The 18,856-nt window shown below is 45.0% G+C and carries 14 protein-coding genes and 1 pseudogene; 1 reads left to right on the top strand and 14 read right to left on the bottom strand.

Annotated elements, in window-relative coordinates; all coding sequences use genetic code 11:
• Nucleotides 1-16: 16 nt before the first annotated feature.
• The 3 genes from P9H32_RS01750 to P9H32_RS01740 are packed head-to-tail and all read right to left on the bottom strand — an operon-like array spanning nucleotide 17 to nucleotide 5,266.
• A complete protein-coding gene (locus tag P9H32_RS01750) occupies nucleotides 17-2,356 on the bottom strand; it encodes a glycoside hydrolase family 172 protein (protein ID WP_322607138.1) in 2,340 nt (779 codons plus the stop codon).
• 28 nt (nucleotides 2,357-2,384) lie between these two features.
• On the bottom strand, nucleotides 2,385-4,865 hold the full coding sequence (locus tag P9H32_RS01745) for a WecB/TagA/CpsF family glycosyltransferase (protein WP_322607137.1): 2,481 nt from the start codon (nucleotides 4,863-4,865) through the stop codon (nucleotides 2,385-2,387).
• Between the two features lie 47 nt (nucleotides 4,866-4,912).
• Nucleotides 4,913-5,266, bottom strand: a complete 354-nt coding sequence (locus tag P9H32_RS01740; protein ID WP_322607136.1) for a four helix bundle protein — start codon at nucleotides 5,264-5,266, stop codon at nucleotides 4,913-4,915.
• A gap of 503 nt (nucleotides 5,267-5,769) precedes the next feature.
• On the opposite strand from P9H32_RS01740, the pseudogene P9H32_RS01735 reads away from it, so the two are divergent.
• Nucleotides 5,770-6,525, top strand: a pseudogene (locus P9H32_RS01735) (IS3 family transposase); the annotation flags it as partial.
• Between the two features lie 118 nt (nucleotides 6,526-6,643).
• Here P9H32_RS01735 and P9H32_RS01730 read toward each other — a convergent pair.
• The 11 genes from P9H32_RS01730 to P9H32_RS01680 form a co-directional block, all read right to left on the bottom strand.
• Entirely contained in the window at nucleotides 6,644-7,690 is a 1,047-nt protein-coding gene (locus P9H32_RS01730; protein ID WP_322607135.1) for a glycosyltransferase family 4 protein, read from the bottom strand.
• A gap of 67 nt (nucleotides 7,691-7,757) precedes the next feature.
• Entirely contained in the window at nucleotides 7,758-8,654 is an 897-nt protein-coding gene (locus P9H32_RS01725) for a glycosyltransferase (protein ID WP_322607134.1), read from the bottom strand.
• Nucleotides 8,655-8,696: 42 nt separating this feature from the next.
• Complete coding sequence (locus P9H32_RS01720) at nucleotides 8,697-9,461, bottom strand: DUF5672 family protein (RefSeq protein WP_322607133.1); 765 nt, start codon at nucleotides 9,459-9,461, stop codon at nucleotides 8,697-8,699.
• Nucleotides 9,458-10,591 (bottom strand): glycosyltransferase family 4 protein, encoded by a 1,134-nt coding sequence (locus P9H32_RS01715; protein WP_322607132.1) that lies wholly within the window; start codon nucleotides 10,589-10,591, stop codon nucleotides 9,458-9,460. The genes P9H32_RS01720 and P9H32_RS01715 overlap by 4 nt, the downstream gene beginning before the upstream one ends.
• The gene (locus tag P9H32_RS01710) at nucleotides 10,588-11,409 is read right to left on the bottom strand and encodes a glycosyltransferase family 2 protein (protein WP_322607131.1); all 822 of its coding nucleotides are present in this window, start codon (nucleotides 11,407-11,409) and stop codon (nucleotides 10,588-10,590) included. Before P9H32_RS01710 ends, P9H32_RS01715 begins: the two co-directional genes overlap by 4 nt.
• 29 nt (nucleotides 11,410-11,438) lie before the next feature.
• On the bottom strand, nucleotides 11,439-12,419 hold the full coding sequence (locus P9H32_RS01705) for a glycosyltransferase family 2 protein (RefSeq protein WP_322607130.1): 981 nt from the start codon (nucleotides 12,417-12,419) through the stop codon (nucleotides 11,439-11,441).
• Complete coding sequence (locus P9H32_RS01700; protein WP_322607129.1) at nucleotides 12,370-13,539, bottom strand: glycosyltransferase family 4 protein; 1,170 nt, start codon at nucleotides 13,537-13,539, stop codon at nucleotides 12,370-12,372. Before P9H32_RS01700 ends, P9H32_RS01705 begins: the two co-directional genes overlap by 50 nt.
• Nucleotides 13,540-15,051 (bottom strand): hypothetical protein, encoded by a 1,512-nt coding sequence (locus tag P9H32_RS01695; RefSeq protein ID WP_322607128.1) that lies wholly within the window; start codon nucleotides 15,049-15,051, stop codon nucleotides 13,540-13,542.
• A 48-nt stretch (nucleotides 15,052-15,099) separates the two neighbouring features.
• Nucleotides 15,100-16,032 carry a glycosyltransferase family 2 protein gene (locus P9H32_RS01690; RefSeq protein ID WP_322607127.1) on the bottom strand — a complete coding sequence of 311 codons (933 nt, stop codon included), beginning with the start codon at nucleotides 16,030-16,032 and terminating at the stop codon, nucleotides 15,100-15,102.
• 13 nt (nucleotides 16,033-16,045) lie between these two features.
• Entirely contained in the window at nucleotides 16,046-17,569 is a 1,524-nt protein-coding gene (locus tag P9H32_RS01685) for a lipopolysaccharide biosynthesis protein (protein WP_322607126.1), read from the bottom strand.
• Nucleotides 17,566-18,807 (bottom strand): polysaccharide pyruvyl transferase family protein, encoded by a 1,242-nt coding sequence (locus P9H32_RS01680; protein WP_322607125.1) that lies wholly within the window; start codon nucleotides 18,805-18,807, stop codon nucleotides 17,566-17,568. The genes P9H32_RS01685 and P9H32_RS01680 overlap by 4 nt, the downstream gene beginning before the upstream one ends.
• Between the last annotated feature and the right edge of the window lie 49 nt (nucleotides 18,808-18,856).

Here is an 18,856-nt window from a genome sequence, read left to right as displayed (position 1 = left end):
AGCGTCTTTTATCGGATTATCGCTCCTCCACCAACAGGCGGAAAAATCCCAGATGCGCTCCCGGCATTTGATTCGTCACCATACTGAATCCATGCTCTCCAACACCTTCATCAGTCGAAAGCGGTTTATGGATACTCCAACTCCCGGAAGCAAGATTGGTACAGATCTGCACAGAATAAACCAGATTTTCGTCAATTCGCTTAGGATAGGAAAACTCCACCAGTCCTTCAGCTGTTTTCCTGAATGAACCGATGGTATCCAGATGCTGATCATGCCCCTCCGGATTCCCTCCAAAAACATACTCAGTAAAATTATCAAATGCGTCTGCATCAGGATTGTCGGTATAATTCGTAAAACTCCGCAATCCGGAGAATTGCTGAATCCACTCCTGATACAGAGCACCGGGTTCCAATGGATTGGAAAGCGGTATAACCTTAATCCGATATTCGGTGGCCGGTGCAGAGTAAGATATGGATAAGTCCAGCCGGTTCTTATTTCCGGTGACTTCCACGGGCAGAAATACCTCGTTAATTCCCCACCCAAATGGTGAATTGGTATAATTCAGATCCAACTGACACCATCGTCCAACAACTCTATCGCCCATACTGACCGTTGCTGTATTCGTTGACGAGCTGAAGTCCGATACCAATTGAAGAATGACCCCCTCATTCTCCGGAGGAATAGAAACAGAAAACGCAGAGGCTGTCACATTACTGTATCCGACCAACGTGATCTCCGGCGCATTCTCTTCAGCACGGGGAGTAATAAATTTTGCGGTATTCGTGGCCGGAACTCCATCACAGGTATAAAAATAATCATACGCATTCGCTGCGGAAATTACTGCTATCGGAAATGATGCTGCACCGGGTCTTTGGTAGCTGTACGTAACACAGGAATAATACCCTCCCTCATAAGCCGGATACTGACCATGCTCAATGGTGAACAGCAACGAGGACGTCCAGTTGATCGGATCAGAGATATTGAAACGATACGCCTGCGTCCAGCTTTCGGCACCGTGGCAGTGATATTTAGCAGGAAGCCCATGATAGGGCATACAGAAGATTTCTTCCGCCTGATTGGCACCCTTGTCAGAATAATCATTGTAATAGTATGCCCCGTTAAACCAGTCTTCATTTCCGGTTCCGTGAATAAATGGATGTTCTGCGCCGTCAACGTAAACCCGCGCATCCCCTTCAAGATAGAGCATGCCGCGGAACCCGTTTCCTTCACCCTCCATATACAGAGACAGACCGACAAATTTTCCGGAACACCCTGACTCATCGAACAGCACGAGATCATCTGCATCTGCAGAATAAGCCGCCTCACGATATCTAGCATGAAAATACCCGGCCGTTTCTCTGGCCGGTCCATCCGAATTAACTGCAACCTCGTGAACAAAATTTGAAAGGGCCACATCAGAATTATTCGTTATCTGTATCCTGGCCGACTCCCAGAAGGGCATCGGGAAGTAACAATACCAATTTCCATTGGTGCGCATACCGATCGGCTGGCTCAAGACATCGACCTCGCCTACTGCTGAACCGAAAAACTCTCCCAGAGGAATTTGATCAACGGTTTTCATCCCATCAAATTCCATACTGATCGTACAGGACTTCAGAACCTCGGCAGGAACCGCATCGAAATCAAATTCCACACTCTGGACCACTCCGCTCCCATACGTATCCAACAGCAACAGGGCATGACCATTCGCAAGATCACCGCTACCGGTTAAATACTCGTTTCCTGTTACAGGCTTAGGGTCACGCCCAACAGCAGCCAGCTGTTCCGCGAGTTGCAGATAAGAAGTCTCAGCTGTCCAGCTTTCAACCTCCGTGCCTTCGGCATAGTTTTCATACGTGATATTGTAGTAGCGTACAGCATCGGCCCCGACGTCGGTAATCATCAACGACTTTTCGTATGGGATCGGCACATACGAAACGCGCCCTCCGGCAGACTCATTCGGCCCGGCCACTATGGGATAAGGAAACATTCCCGATTCGTATAACTCATAAGGAGTAACCGAGAATGAAGCCTCACTTTCTCCATCAAAATAGAAATTGATCCGAGACGTCTGGTCATCAACCCCTGTTACCCAGAGCCGGGTAACACATCCCGGCCCTTCATCATGAAACATCACGCGCTCGCCGTTTCTCTCATAAAGCCAGCTGTTTTTATCCGCCGCTTCAGCAATCCGTTTAAACGAACTGAACTCATACGTTCGCACATCGGACTCAAGAATGGGAATATGTTCAAAGTGCGTCATCCGGTCCAATACCCGATACTCGGCATTTGATATCGCCGCGATGCTACTCACCACACCTCCCAGCAATACCCTAATCCAGTCCGTCACCCTCATCCCATTATACTCCGGCCAACCACCTTACCTACTCACTCAAAGCCATCCGCTTCAGGATGTGTTTTGCCCTAACCCATTGCTTCAACGTCTGAAAAACAAACCGAGGGTTGCCAATGATATACCGTCGCCACAGGCGCTTCGGCTCAGTCACCAGCCGGAACAGCCACTCCAGTCCGCATTTCATCATCCAGCGCGGCGCCTGCTTCACGTGGCCCGCATGAAAATTAAACGCGGCCCCCACAGCTAAAATTGCCGCGCAATTCAATTTTGGCCGGAATTCCGACACCCAATAATCCTGTTTCGGTGTACCCAGCCCGCACCAAACGATATCCGGTTTTGCCGCATTAATTCTTTCGGCCACTTCCGTTTTTTCCGATTCCTCCAACGGTCGGAACGGAGGCGAATACATGCCCGCGATTTTCAGTTTTGGAAATTTTTTCAACAGATTGATTTTAAGTTCAGCCAACACCTCATCCGTCGCCCCGTAAAAATAATGGCTGTATCCTTTTTCTTCACTCAATCTGCACAGCTCCAGCATCAGGTCCGGTCCGTAAACCCGCGTCGCATCCTTAAAACCGAAATGCCGCGCCAGCCACACCAGCGGCATACCATCGGTCGTCGCCATACCGGCATTCTTCACAATCTTCGCCATATCCGGCCGGTCATAACACTGCACCACGGTGTCGGCCGTACAGATATTCACATAATGCTTCTGCCCGGTTTCCACCCAGTTGGCCACCCGGTCACGGGCACTCTCCATCGTCATGGCCGACAGCGAAACACAGCCCGCCGGAAAACGGTCATATCCCTCAGCATCCTGATAGGGCTCCACCGGTCGTTCATGCATAAACATAGGAAACCGCTTCAGATGCAGCATCTGGGCAAACACCTTGAGAATAAACATGGGATTGTCCGGCAGATACCGCTTCCACAGACGCGGTTGCTTGATCCCCCGATGCAGCCACTGCAGTCCCGCATATTTAATCCAGTCCGGCGCATCCTTTTCCACTCCGGCATTCACATCAAACGCATAGCCTACCGGGCAGATAATTTTACACTTCAGTCGATCGCGGATATGATCCATAAAATAGAGCTGCTTCGGCGTGCTGATCCCAATCCAGAAAATATCCGTATTCGAAGCATTCACCTCTTCAACTAATGCGTCCTCTTCCTCTTTTGTCAGCGGGCGGAATGGCGGACAGCAGATGCCGGCGATTTCAATCTTCGGATGTTTGATCTCCAGCACCTCTTTCAGTTTTTCCACGATCCCCGGCGCAGCCCCCCAGAAATAATGACGCCAGCCTTTATCCTCGCCATACGCACAGGCATCGCGCAGCAAATCAGGACCATAGACCCGCTCAATCCGGCGCTGCCCATACAGCTTACCCAGCCAAACCAACGGCATGCCGTCCGGCGTATTCAACACCGATTCATTCAGAATCCGTTGTAATTTCTGACGACGCCGCGATTCCACAATCCCCGCTACCCCCATCGCCGTCGTCATGGCAGGCAGTTTGGTCTGCAGACCGGATGATAACTTCAAGTAGTTTGGAGTTTGGGGTTTGGGGTTTGAAGTTTTAGCACCCGACTCCTGACTGCCAACTTCAAACTGTTGCCCATCGGGCAACTCTAATGTCCCCGTTTCCTCCTGACTCGGGTAGAGGAAACTGCTTTCGGCTGTATCTGAAAGCGGTATCAAGCTACCGCACTCCAAATTTATGTCCTTCCCAATAATTTCCTCAAAGAGTTCTAGGCAATCCTGCATATTCACCGCATCAATACCGACCCCGAGAATATTAAACCGCCGGTCTTCCAGCGCCTTTTTACGACTCACATACGCAACATCAAACAGCGCAAACAGAACCACCCCGCCCGATACCCCGATCAGGCTTTCCAGAAAACCAATAAAGGTAACATCCCGCGTCGGCGATAACGACTGAAGCAGTTCCGTCTGCAGGGCCCACAGAAAGCCACACAGCAACAGCAGCAGAATACGGCCCAGAAATTCCGGCCGATGAATAGGGTCAACCGGAAAAAGAAAACAGATGCCCAGTGCGATGCCGAAGAGGAAAAAAAGTCCGATCTGACCGGCACGATGCACATCAAAATCAGCCAGACTATCCAGATACGCCATCAGATTGTTATGCAGGCTGAACTCCTCAAACAGATTTTTTCCGTAGATGGCTTTCCATGCCGCATCAAAATCTTCAGAAACTTTCTGCGACGTTCTTTCCGGATAAGACTGAATCGTCTGCTTCGGCAACAAGGTTCCGGCCACAATCACGACCGCCAGGAACACCACGGCAATCCCGCCGATACGGTTCAGTACATTCAGCTGCAGCAGATAACCCAGCAATGTTACCCCGAAAAACAATCCGAAAACCGCCATGCTCCAGCCCGGAAAAATGAATCCGCCGACCTGCTGAAACACATGCACGAACCCAAAAAGCAGAATGCTTCCGAGGATCGGAACAAACCACTTTGCCCATTTAACCAGAAAATTTATCATAAGAACTCCGATAGACGCAGCGAAGCTGCTTGTTAAAGCGTTAAATGTTAAAACCGGGCCAGTTGCGGAATCAAGGAGATGAGCATGATCTGTATGCCGGGTTTCCATCCGCTCGTTTTCTGTAGATGCTTAATCAATCCCCAGCACAATTGGGATTCCCGCACACACAGAACATAAACATCATCCAACTGTTCATTTGTGATATAAGCCATATCCAATGCCAAATAAAGCATTGACCGTACTTCTCCTACGGATCCTCTTGAGATAAACAGAAACTTGACAAAATCTTTGTTGCTGACGCGTCCAAAACCCTCTGCAATATTGTTCATAACAGACACAGAAGCCCGCTGAAGCTGATCCAGAAAACCATAGCTCCTGTACATAGATCCGTCTTTGGTCATTGCACAGAAAGAACTACCCTCAACCACACACTTATTCAACGAAATACCATGCCCATACCGCCATATTTGAGCCAAATATGGCGAATAAAGGCCAAAGCAAGTAGCCTCATCAATGACGAAAAAGCTCCGTAAGCGTCTTCTCAACACGTCTTTCTCGATACCTCATACCTGTATTTTTGTACATTCATGTGCTCATTTTAAAAGGCAAGTGCAACATCAAGACACATGCACCAAACCCTGACCTGATCCCATAAAACTGGAAAGGTTTAAATGAGAATTTTCCGTGGTAAATAACCCGTAAAGAGAACTCAAGACTGAAGCGGCTTGTGGCTGAGCAGGCCCTGGACATCCAGATTCTGAAGGACGTTAACTCAAAAAAGTGGTAACGCCCCCAGCCAAGCGCGAGATGGCTGACTATGCTCATGAAAGTATTCGGTCAGCCGTTCGCATATCTGCGGGCTGCTTAGCCTTGCAAGAAGCTCTCGGTCCCAAAGAATGATCCCCGTCTCAGGGCTGCCTTGAGAGAAAAAGCCAGGGAACGCAAACGCTGGGGCTACCGACGGCTGATCGTACTGCTTCGGCGGGATAGATGGCTTGATAACCATAAGCGAATCGAACCGATCTATCGGGAAGAAGGCTTGCAGGTTCCTAAACGCAAAAAGTGTAAAACGGCTTATAAGCGCAAGGAGAAGCCTTCGGCACCTATCAGGGCGAATGAACGATGGAGTATGGACTGTGTGCATGATGCCACCGTGCAGGGGCGAAAAATACGTATGCTTAATATTCTTGATGACTACACTCGGGAATGTCTTTGGATTGAGACGGATACTTCTCTTAACGGGAGACGGGTTGTCCGTGTTCTTGATAGTCTGATTGATCTTCGCGGCAAGCCCGGCCGCCTGATCATGGATAACGGCCCGGAGTTCAGAGGCCATGTACTTGACCAATGGGCATACGAAATGGATGTTCCTTTGGATTTTATTGAACCCGGCAAACCTCAGCAGAATGGATATGTAGAAAGTTTTAATGGCAAACTTCGGGATGAATGTTTGAATGAGCATTGGTTCATCAATGTCCCTGAAGCACGGGAACCCATCGAAGCATGGAGAGCTGACTATAATCAGGTTCAACCACACAGTTCGTTAAATTATTTGGCGCCGGCAGAGTTTGCGGCGAGCCCCCCCCCCCCCCTAGGGGGAGAGGAAGAGGATGCGTTGCATCCAGAGAAAGAAAACCTAACCCGGCAGGACTCTCACTAGGTTCTGTCCAATGTCTGGGGGCAGGTCAACCCACTTTGCATCACTACATACACCCATTCTCCATCACTCCCGAAATCCCTTACCTTCTCCTAAGTCCTCCGCCTCCCGTCCTCTACCTTCAGTCTCTCGCTAATACATGCTGAAATACCGCGTTGATGCGATCTCTGAAATGCTTTTCCCGGTAATATTCATTGTAACGCTCTTTAGCCTTCGCTCCCAAACGCCTAATTAATTTCGGTTGCTGATACAGCAATGCCAGTTTATCCGCAAACTCAGTCGGCTGATCAATGCCACATAAAAAGCCGGTTTCCCCATCCGCTATAACGTCCATCGGGCCGGAACACTCAGACGCAACAACTGGCAAACCATGGGCCATAGCCTCTAATTGAACCAAACCGAATGTCTCTCCAAATGTAGGAAAGAAGAATATGTCAGCCCATTCATACATCGCCCACAGTTCATCATTAACGAGAACACCTTTCATAGATATTTCATTATTTAAGTCATACTGCTCGACATACTGTAGGAATTTTAATTCTTCAGACTCGGTATACCAACGGCCGACCATGGCTATTTTAAAAGCGACATTACGTTTCTTCAGGATTTTTGCCGTTTCAGCCAGCGTAAACACCCCTTTGTCTGTTGTATGAATACCGACAAACAGGATCCTTAACTCCCGTTCCTTTTCCTCTGGGACTCCGACTGCTCCAACGCCACGAATATCCATACCGTGAGGAACAACAAACCGTTCCCGGGCCTTAAACGCCGATGGATCATCCGGACATGACTCGCCCTGCACTATACCAGCATTCATACGTCCGTAAGCCAAACGCATGAAAAAACCGATAACCGGATGCCTATCGGCATAATTTCCCAATCCGCCGGAATGAAACTGCAAAACCAAGCCTTTGCAGAAAGGGCGGACCAGAAGGAGGAAAATGATGTCCCGGATAATCGGAAGCAGGTTCGCGGATCCCGGTGGATAATACAGATACTTGTTCCGGCGAATTCCCAAAGCCCTCCAAGTTTTAACTATGAGAGACAATAAGTGCCATACTTTTCCCAACCGAAATTTTCCCGCTTCCGAAACAGAATCGCTGAATGCCATTCGGATGAATTGAAGTTCATATTTATCTTCAATGCCGTGCACCATTAGATCAATCATAGTGGTCTGGCCGTTGTAAGGAGGAGGACTTTGCCCCACAACAACTAACTGCGGACGAGAAGACACGCTATTTCACTCCCCACGTAAACCGGAAAGTTCCGTTATAAGCAGTGATTTCTTCACGCGTATCTAGAGTTTTTTGAGTATACACAGAATATGTAAGTGGGAATTTTTCGCAGTATCCTCCATGCATCCATTTTTCAAGATAACGGCAGATGTTCAAAGGAATCCGAAACAAACGACTACTGAGAGGCATCGTGGCGCGCCAAGCATCTAACTCGACCAATCCCGTTTCGCTCTCACTCAGCGTATTGCCCGTCATCACCAAAATCGCGAGATACTTATTCAAACGTGAAGGCCTGAACCCGTGTCTCAAAAGCGTAAGAAAAAAATCCGAGTCTTCGACGACCTTCCATCGGTCTCCAAATCGCAAACCATTCCTGAAAATCTTATCCCGAAAAAATGAGGCAGCACTCTGAACATACAAAAAGTCAGCCTGCACATACCTTTCTCGCAAAAGAGGATTTTTTTTGAATGTGAGTAACTGATATTTATCATCTAAATTGAGTGTATTTCCACAGAGGAAATCAGAACTTGAATTTTGTTCGAAAGCATGAGCTACCTCGACAAGAGTATCTGGCAGATATTGTTCATCGCAGTTCAGCCATGCAAAAATGCCAGATTCATCCTCCATCTCCGCACACAGAAAATCAATACCTTGGTTTAAAGCATCATACATCCCGCGGTCTTTTCCTGATGAAAAAGACAGCCGATAGCCTTCCATCACCGCATTTTTATTAATCTCACTTTCAAGAAACTTGATCGTACCATCTGAAGACCCACCGTCCTGAATGTGATGGTGAACAGAAACAGTTCCAGGAACAACCTGATCATGAATAGAAGCTATACACCGCTTCAAATACTCTATTTGGTTTAAACAGGGCGTTATTACCGAAAAGTGCATTGATATATGGCTCGAAATCGGAATAAAGGAGAGTTATTAGTGTCACACATCGCAAAAGTGACACTGCTCGTCTGCATGTAGAACACCATTAACAGGAATATGTGCTGCCCAGAAACCTGCATCATATTTCTTCCACGCATGACATCCAAATGGGAGTCGTGAATTGCATTGCTTAAAAGACCAACGCGGCTCTAATTCAAAGGCAAAATTGAGCGCCATTTCTACACTCGGCAAACGATATTTCTTTTCCAACCTCGAGACTATACTGCACCAAAATAGATCTTCATTCACCCTCATCACTTTTGATAGTAGCGCATACTTACGGGCCAGATCTCTATGAAGTTGTACATTTCTTAATGAGAACCCCCCATTTCCAACAGATGCAAGAAATGAACCAATTCCGGGGATATACTTGAGAGGGTTATTGCTTTCTTTAAGAAAGTCATAATTCAACCAAGGAGGCCCGACATATGAAAGCCCATAGCTACACCAATCAAGCAATTCGTCACGAAATACATAGCAATCCAACTGATAGATAAGCATATATTGGTATTTAACAAAAGCGGCATAAAAACATTCTGACCTCAATAAACGGTTATAATCATCAATAGAGTCGAAGTAGCCTGAGTCGAACGACTCGACCCGAGCGGGAGAACCAATATCCATATATTTATTTAAGGATAATCCCTCAGGGGCTAAAAAAACAATATCATGGTTTCCCAGCACAGAAAAACATTGTCTAAGCGACAGCATTTCATCCTCCGAGGGCTCTTCCTTATAAAGGGGTATAACAACTACCGCGTTCATTTTTTCTCCAACAGAGCAACTACACCTTCTGCATAGCGCTTCGCCATGTGTTCCACGGTATAATTCTTACCACTTTCTTTAGCATGTTTTTTCATTTTCTTCAGTTTCGATGTGTTTAATACAGAGAAAACAGCTTCCGCAAATGCCTCTTCAGAAGGATCAGTCATAATACCATTTATCCCATTTTCAAGATACGAAATCTCGGGACTGTGTATATTATTATTTGTCGTTGCATAAGGAATACCTGCAGAAAATGCGTCAACCACAGCCAGACCTGTCATCCCTGGGTTAATAAAAATATCTGCGATTGCAAAATATTTGACTCTTTCTACACCATGCACCGCACCCAACCATTTACACCACGAATTCGTTATACAAAACGATTTAACCAGATCACGATCTACCCCATCTCCTATAATAAGCATTCTAAAGTCCGGCATTTTTTCATGCATAATTTCGATACTTCGTAACAGAAAAGGTATCCATTTCAGAGGAACCAATCGAGCACAGAAAATCCCTACCCTCTGACCTTCTAATCGAGGAGCACCGAAAATTTCCTCGAACCGCACTGCAATACTCTCTGCAGACTCCGTGCTCAGCGCATCTTTTAATTCAGATGTGTCGATAGAGTTCTGAACATCGGTTATTGAATGTGAAGGGAATCCAGATTCAACAAGTAATCGTTTGGTTTCCATGGTGTAAGCGAACCACCAGTCAACTTTTGTTAGCCAATACCTCTTCCAAGCACTTCTAAACCATTGGGGATTTTCCGTGTTAAGATTCTCCCCATGCCCCCAGAAAGCTGTATGGCGAACCCCGAAGAACTTTTTAAAAGCGAAAATGAAGTATGTTTGAATCAACGAACTGGCCTGCTCCGAAATAAAAACATCAGCATTTTTAGCGTGTGACTTCAGCCCAATGGTCCAGCAAAGTTTCCCTATGTATTGATTATGAAGCTTCATACCAAACGGCAGTTTCTCCACACAACTCCTCAGTGATTCATGCGCTCTACTCTCCCCTGAACAAACCTTCAGTGAGACCCCCTTTCCTTTAAGAATTTCATTCAGTTCTTTATAAAAGGACAATCGGTAATCTGCCGTCACCCGGGTATATACAACAACACTCTTCATCGATTCAACCCTAAGAGTACTCTGAGATAAGGCCGTGGCCAGTAGACCAAAGATAACAGTCCCGAATGCGCCCACAATAATCGGAACCAATCAATCGGAGGCATACGTTTCTTAAGCAAATGCCACCTCTGCATCAATGAAAGTTCAGAACCCTGCGACATATTTTCTGTTATGTTAAAGTTGCATTCACCAATGTAACCGGGAGCTATCAAAAGAGAACAACCCGCTTTCCCTGCCAGATATCCATAATCCGTATCACCCATGGCATGCTTAAAGGAACGCATTATCCCAATCCTTTTAAATGCTTTTTGGGAAATCAGAACTATATTTCCCTGAAACGTATCGCACAGAACTGGTTCTGCACCCGGTTCGATTTTTCTAAGTTTTGCAGGATGCAATCCAATGCGTCCCTGACCTCCATAAGAATGAAGCCCCGTTTCAGGATCCCTACACGAACCTATAATAAGTGCTGTATCCTCAGACATTGCATAGGTATCAAGCAGTTTATTTAAAGCACCGTCTAACAACATCGAGTCATCGTTTAACCATAGATAAAAATCATAATCTTTTTCAGCAGCATGCGACCAAGCCAATCTCATTCCATTGCACCAGAACAGAGTTCCATCCCCCTGAATCACATTGATATCCGGATAGTATTCCCTTACAGCATCACCTGTCCCATCCATACACCCATCATCTACCAGATACACATTATAGGAAACGTTATCAGGAAGCTTCTGCTCATACAGCCGTTCCAAACATCGAAGGGTGGTTTCCCGACGATTATAGCACGTCATTAATACAGCAATATTAATCATGTTCTTACCCGAACGAATTTATACAAGCATCAGACCTTGGTTGATTTCAAAAAAGATAAAATGTAAAATCCAATAGCAAGCAACAGATTCCGCTTATTCCTAACCCCATGGGATCGGACATGCCGAATCCAGGTCCAGAACGGCTCCCGCTCACCTATCCGTAGACCACTGATAGCCACGTGATAGTATACGGAGTCCATATGATGATTTCGTATATCGTCAACGTATTTTTCACCTATCTCACGGGAAATCGTTTCTGCCCACTTATCCAGAAACATATTGATTCCTGCAATCCGGTATTGCGGGCTAATCGAAATCCTCACATCGGCATCTGTATGCATAATGGTTAAATACTCAGGAATACACTCACACGTATAGAATTCTGACAGTTTTATCCATAAGTCATAATCCTGCATGCTCTGGAGGTCGCCGCTAAATCCTCCAACACGGTCAAAATGTTCCTTTTTGATCAGCACAACAGATGTAACGGCATTGCACACACCTTTGAGCAGGCTTTCCCGAATGTGTCCTGTTGGTATAATCCCCGGACCACGTTTATGAACACGCCCGTTTGTTTCGACTACCAAATAATATGATGCCAACACCGCATGACCATCACAGTTTTTCATATACGCAATCTGGCGTTCCAGTTTTTCAGGAACCCATTCATCATCAGAATCAAGGAATGCCAGCAGCTCCCCTCTGGCCCTGCGAGCCCCCTCGTTACGCGTATATGCTCCACCTCCGTTCTTTTCGTTACGATAACCCGACACCCTATCGTCCAAATCCTCCAAGGTTTGAATTACGCCGGGTGTAGAGTCGGTCGAACAGTCATCAACAACGATAATTTCAAAATCGGAAAAGGTCTGGTTCAGTATACTCTTAATGGCTCGTTCAAGTTCAGACGGACGGTTATGCACTGGGACAATTATACTGACTAAGGGATTTTTTTTCACAGATTCAACAATCATCGCTTTCGCTTCCTCCAACAAGACCGGAATAAATTTCATCCAGTGTCTTCATATATTTCTCATCGTCGAATATTTCATTCATTGCCCTGATGCCTGACCGGTATGCTTTCAGGACGTCTCGATTGGCGGATACCGTCCTAAGCTGATCCGCCCAAACCTGAGGATCTTCATTAAGTAACCACCCGCTCTCGCCATGTCGTATGGTTTCAGTAAAGGCAGGCATGTTCATCGCCATCACCGGTGTATCGAACCGATAGGCTTCCACTACAGTTCGACCCAAAGGTTCCGGCACAAGATTAGGACAAATAATCAAATCTGCCACGTTAATTGCTAATGCAGGATCCACTTGCCCGCAAAAACATGCACGCCCCTCTTCTACATGCAACTGCCAACGCTCTTTTATGGAGAATATTCGATCAGATGAACGAGAATCATCGCGCCCTGCTAAAATAAAATAGATATTTTCCTGCCGTAATGCATCTGCAACATCTGCCATAAATTCATATCCCTTAACCTTTGATACATGACCCAGAAGCAGAACAATCAAATGACCCTTCGGAATATTCCACCGATTGCGGAATGAGGAAACCCGCTCCTCATCCGGCACTTCCAGTCTGCCTATGGCATTATATAGACGCACGACATTTCCATGTTCGCAGGAATACGGCAGTCTTTCCATTACAGCATCTGAGATTGTAATAATGACCGATGCGGTTCGAGCATAGATAAAGTCCTGAATTCGCCCAAGCCAGTTAGGACATATCAATTCCCGGATATGCCATACTACCGGTATCCCCATCCATTTTCCTATAATCCCGAGAATGAGACACGAGCCGGAATTAATATGAATGATATCAGGACTAAACTCTTTAAGTTTCAAAGGAACTGAGATGCTGTCTCGTACCGACTTAATGAGAAAACCAATGAAATGCTTCAGCCAGATACAGGAAAAAGAGGCGGGAAAAAAATCGTAGTTCCCGATCCATCCAACCCTGGATTCATGAACATTTTCCCCAGACCATAATTCCCTATTACCTTTATCGCCGAACCACAGAACGACTTCATAAACCTGACGATCAAGCAAGCTGAGTATAGCTTTCAAACTTTTGCTCGAGCCGGTGCCGTTTCCTGTATTTTCAAAGTAAAGGATTTTTTTCATCTAGACCGCTAAAGCAACATCTGAAATTTTCTCGCCGTCCGATGAAACCGGATCATCCTCTCTCGGTAAAGGATCATAAACCAGACCAGCCCATGTCCACATGGTCACGATCCAGAAATCAAGATAGTAGGCATCCGTTAAAAAGGAGCTGATAAAATAGAGCAACATGGCCGGAACGAACGACTCGGCCAAAATTCGTTGATAGCGGTTCCAATAACTTCCCCGTCGCACCAGCTTCCATACCCGAAGAAAAGGAATCAGACATAGAATCTGAAACAGCAGATATCCGACAATACCTACCTCACTCCAAAGCGAAACCAACCCTGAATATGTCGATTCCATAATACTTTGCCCATGACGCTCATCAACCCCCGTCTGCGTTAAATAATAGTCTGCCAACAGCTCATATGCTCCAGGGCTGACTCGAGCCATACCGACGGATGACGTGCCATTACCAGCCCCCATCCCGATGATCCAACGCGATGGATTGGTTTCCACCCATTCCACGGACACCTTATGGATCAGCTGCATTTTTGGAGCATGAACAAACTTATTAAAACGGAAAATCAAGTTCTCTTTCGAAAAATTAGTTCTAGCACCATAGTTCTCCTGACTAGCCGTATCAAATGATTCACTGAGGGTATAGAAAGCAATCAAGACCAAACCGACCACTGATGCATGGCGAAAAATTGATCCAAAGTTCCGCGAAATAACAACGATAAAGCAACCCACACATAAAATGAGATACAGATAGGCATGGTTTGTAAAAGTATACCGGAACTGAATGATCGAAATTAGAGCACCAAAATAGGCTAAATATCTCCATTTTTTCTGGAGGTGCCTTGCCATTGCCAAAAACAGGATCAAAATCCAGATCATGGCATAACCTACCCATTGGGCGCTGTCCAGACTGCCGTGGTCCATATCCTGGAAGTTGCCTACAAATGCATGCTTATTTGGCAGCAGATTAACACCTAATTTCCACCCTGCGTTGAGTGCAATCTGAACAAAAAGGAAGAATCCAGCCATGAACAGAAACCATTTTATCAACTTTTCAGATCTAAACCAGTACGCAAATATAAAAACAACAGGAAATGAAAAATAGGTCAGAATCGCATTGGCAAACGGGAATAACGGAGACCGGTTAAAAACAAGGGATACAAACGTGGTAAAATAAAGCAATCCCAGCGTGGTCAGCATGGCTTTATTTTTAAACGGGAACTGTCTTCTTATCGTAAAATTTCCAACCAGTACAATAACACACCCGAGTACGAGAGCTTCATCGATAAACGCAAACGGCCCGGATATGATTAACAATATCAGGGGAGATACAGCCGACCAGATGATGTAGGTTTTGAGAAGGGTTTGCGGAGAACCTAAAACATTTATTCCAACCGCCAATACAAATACAACCCCCCAGACCATTATGGGATTTACGAAAAACGATGCGGCCAATCCCAAGCCCATGATGGCAAGTGCCAGCATGATAGATTTTGCTTCCTGTATAATCATAATAATAAGTTCTTAATCGCCATGCCCAAACTCATCGTTGGAGCTTTCTTAAAGCCAGGAAGGGCCCTCCCGCTTATTAATTGCCCTGCTTTTGGAAATAGCGGGCCATTTACCTATAATTTTAAGATATGAGCAATGAAATTCCACTGCCTTGGCAAAGCGCATCGTTAAGAAATAGACTGTTACAAGGAAAATATTTTTTGCAGTTTGCTTGCAGAACCAAGCAAACAATTCTTTCGGCGCTTTCGTAACATCCATTATCCCCATGAGTAACTGCCGATAATATAATCCTTTCTTATATCTGGTGACATTACCGAACTGAATACGATCATGCCGAATGCTCGTCAGAGGAGTTACCCCCATCTTCTCGTCATGAAAATTCAGACGCGCAGCATAATGCTCATCCTCGCCATAATGGGAAAAAAGCGGATCAAACCCCCCTATTCTAAGCAATGTTTCTTTCGGCATAAACCATGCCGCTGCATTAACATAGGAAACTTGATATACCTGCTCTTCATTTGACTTAAGATAGAGAAAGGAAATCAGGTCAACGGAAGCTTTCGGAGGTGTAATATGGACAGAAAAATTATGATCCAGAGACGCTCCTCTTCCATCAAGATGAATAGGACTGATAATGGAATAATCAGAATTTTTCATAGAAGTATTCAATAACACATCCATCGTATCAGGCTTAATATATACATCCTGATTCATAAGAAAAACGTAGTCTGCACCTGCATCTAAAGCATAGCGAATACCCACATTATTGGCCTTGCCGAAGCCAAGATTCTCATCTAGTGTAATAAGATTCATTTCAGGAAACTCACTCGATATGATCTCGACTGTCGAATCCGATGAAGCATTATCAATGATGATCGATGATACCTGTAGCGCGCTCTCACTCAGAGTGTTCAACGCTTCCCGAATCCACTTCTCTCCATTGTACGTAACGACAACAACGTATATCAATTTATTATGCATGATCCCAGAAGAGTTAGGCGCTTGAAGGTTTTAGTCTGAATATCAAATTCTTCACCTCAGCAGGATGGATATAGAGAATTAATATTAAACTCGTGTATACTATTGCTCCGATTGCAGCGCCAAACCCTATACGCATCCAATCACCTGTAATTCCAATAACTTGCATTATGTATTGACCAAGCCAAACCATCACCACTCCCGCAAAGAGTGGAGGGAGAAAAACCTGAAAAAACTGAGCAAACGGTTTTAAATGAAAATACTTTGGATAGTACCAGAAATTCATGATTAAAAAGGAAATGACATTATTCGCCAGTAAAGCAATCGAGACACTGCCGACACCATAAACAGGAGCTAACCACCAGCAGCATAGTATAGAAACGATGGCTCCTAGTGCTGTGACAATCACCAACGGCATCAGTATTCCTGATGACAAAACGACAGAAGACATAGCCGGATTATACAGATTATATAGGGAAGCAAAAATATGCACGGTAAGCCAGAGCGAGAGATGCATATACTCTACACCTACGTATACAGCAATAACCTCTCTGGAAAGCATTATAATCCCGAAACCACACAAAGCTCCAAAAGCCCATATATATTTAGTCCCCTGCACCATTGTGTTTTGATACATCTTAGAATCACCTGAAGCCGTTGCCCCGGAAATGAAGGGCACCAACGCTGCAGTAAATGATCCTGCAATCATCATTAAAAACATGTGTATATAGTTAATGATTTGAAACTCACTTAATACTAGGCCAACATTTTCATTAACACGAACTGCTAAAACAACCGGTGTAAGTTTCTTTGCAATCATCATAAACATAAAGAAGGCAAACACCGAAATGCAATATTTCAATAATGGCAACACTGACCTGACATTCAAGCCTGGCAGTAATACTTTAAGATCCGCATGTTTACTCCAACACCAAACCTTTCCGGGCAACATAAGAAAAAACAGTCCGCATTGAATCCCATAAAACATTGGAACTGTAAACCATTCAGACCTGAAATAAACGAGCGCAACAAGAATTCCCTGCGATAAATTTTTAACCATCTGCATCTTCGAAACAAACGCAAGTTCATGCGCTCCTGTTAACAATTGATCTAAGACAGTTGCAGGCATGGACAACAAAGACGTAATGGCTGTAATCATTAACAGCAACCGTAATATCTGAACCTGATTAGAGGATACATTGAAGAGACTAATTCCAAAGATGGCGACAGTAATCAGGATAAGTCCATTGATCACGCCCAAGAGTATATAGAAACTAACAATCGTTCGTACCGATGATTCCAATTCATTATATTCCTTTTTAGCCAACCATTCAGCCACAAATTTAGGTATGCCAGTTGGAAGACCGAACTGAATGATCGCTATAAAGGTATTCAAGGTTGTTGCGATTACGATTAGCCCGTAATCTTCTTTCCCGAAAACTCTAAGAAGCACAGGAAGACAGATGACCTGTACGAGCGCATTGAACAACTTTGCCAATATCGAAAAAAAGCTGTTGGAAAAAAGACGACTCAGAGTCAATGTTTATCTCCGCTCACCTCAGATTGAATATACATCTCAAATTGTTCATATGCGTTTTTTACAATTTGCTGCGCCTCATCTCTTTTCTTAGACAACTGTGCCTTACAGCCTCCTTGGTCGGCATGGATCGAGTTCATTAAATCAAAAATACTCCTCATACTCTCTTCACTATTGAGCGCTTCGCGAAGTTCTACAGAAGACCCTTTTAAATTTAAAAGCCCCAGTGTTTCATGCATTTTGTGTTCATATGACAAACATACAAACGGAGTAAGATTGTTAATTGCAAATACGATGGAATGATATCTAGCCCCAACAAGTCCATCTGCGTTACGAATGATTGCTTGCTGAACATCACTATCATACACCTCATCAATAACCTCTATTTCATTTTTCAAAGACACACGCTCAGCAAGTTGATAAAAGTAGTGAACATCGCCCTTATCTCCACAATGAAATAGCTGAGGAAGCATCACTATCTTCATACCCAGTCGATCAATATAGTCCATAATAGATATATATAATTGATCCATTCGCTCAGGTTCAATGTCCTTAAAATCTGGATGCCACGCATATAGTTTATTCGGAACAAAAACCCAATATTGCTTATCTTTTAGATATTTCAGCTCCACAGGAAGCCCCACCTCAGGCACGGTAGCAAACGCAGTATCAATGGTTGGGGTGAACGATACATCAAGTTCCGTTGAGATACCTTGACTTTTTTTATCTCGGAGTGAAATAAAATCTACTCGTCGAAGAATAGACAACGATATCTTAGCAAACCTCTTCTGGCACTTTGTTTGCGCGGGAAATGGGCCGATAGATCGTCCCCAAATCGAGACAAAAGGGTTAACTCTTAGTGCGAGTAGCATCAAGTTCACATGCCTCCAGCTCTGATATGCTCCCATGCAAACTCCACCCGGCGCACAAACAACGAAATCCGCATCATGCAAAATTCGAGCCCCCTGACGCATCATCGGAGACACCAAGTTAAACACTGCGTTTAGCGCTGTTTTTTTCTCTATCTTTTTTTGAATTCGCAACTGCCCAAACCGAGAGGGTATGCATAGATATTCTACTCCTTCAACACCCTGATAGAAATGTGCATAATACTTCGCATGACCAAAAAATAGAACGGTGATTCGGTGTCCCCTCTGGCGCAAAAGTTCCACGAATGACTTGTGGGCAGCCTGATCCCCGCGATTATTTATGGGCTGATTAATGATAACAATGTGAGACATATAATACCCTCTAGAAATAAAGCTCCAATACGCTTAACAAAATATCAAA

Source organism: Pontiella agarivorans, assembly GCF_034531395.1.
Lineage (GTDB): Bacteria > Verrucomicrobiota > Kiritimatiellia > Kiritimatiellales > Pontiellaceae > Pontiella > Pontiella agarivorans.
Note: the sequence above shows the minus strand (reverse complement) of the source record. Positions and strands in the feature narration are given on the sequence as shown.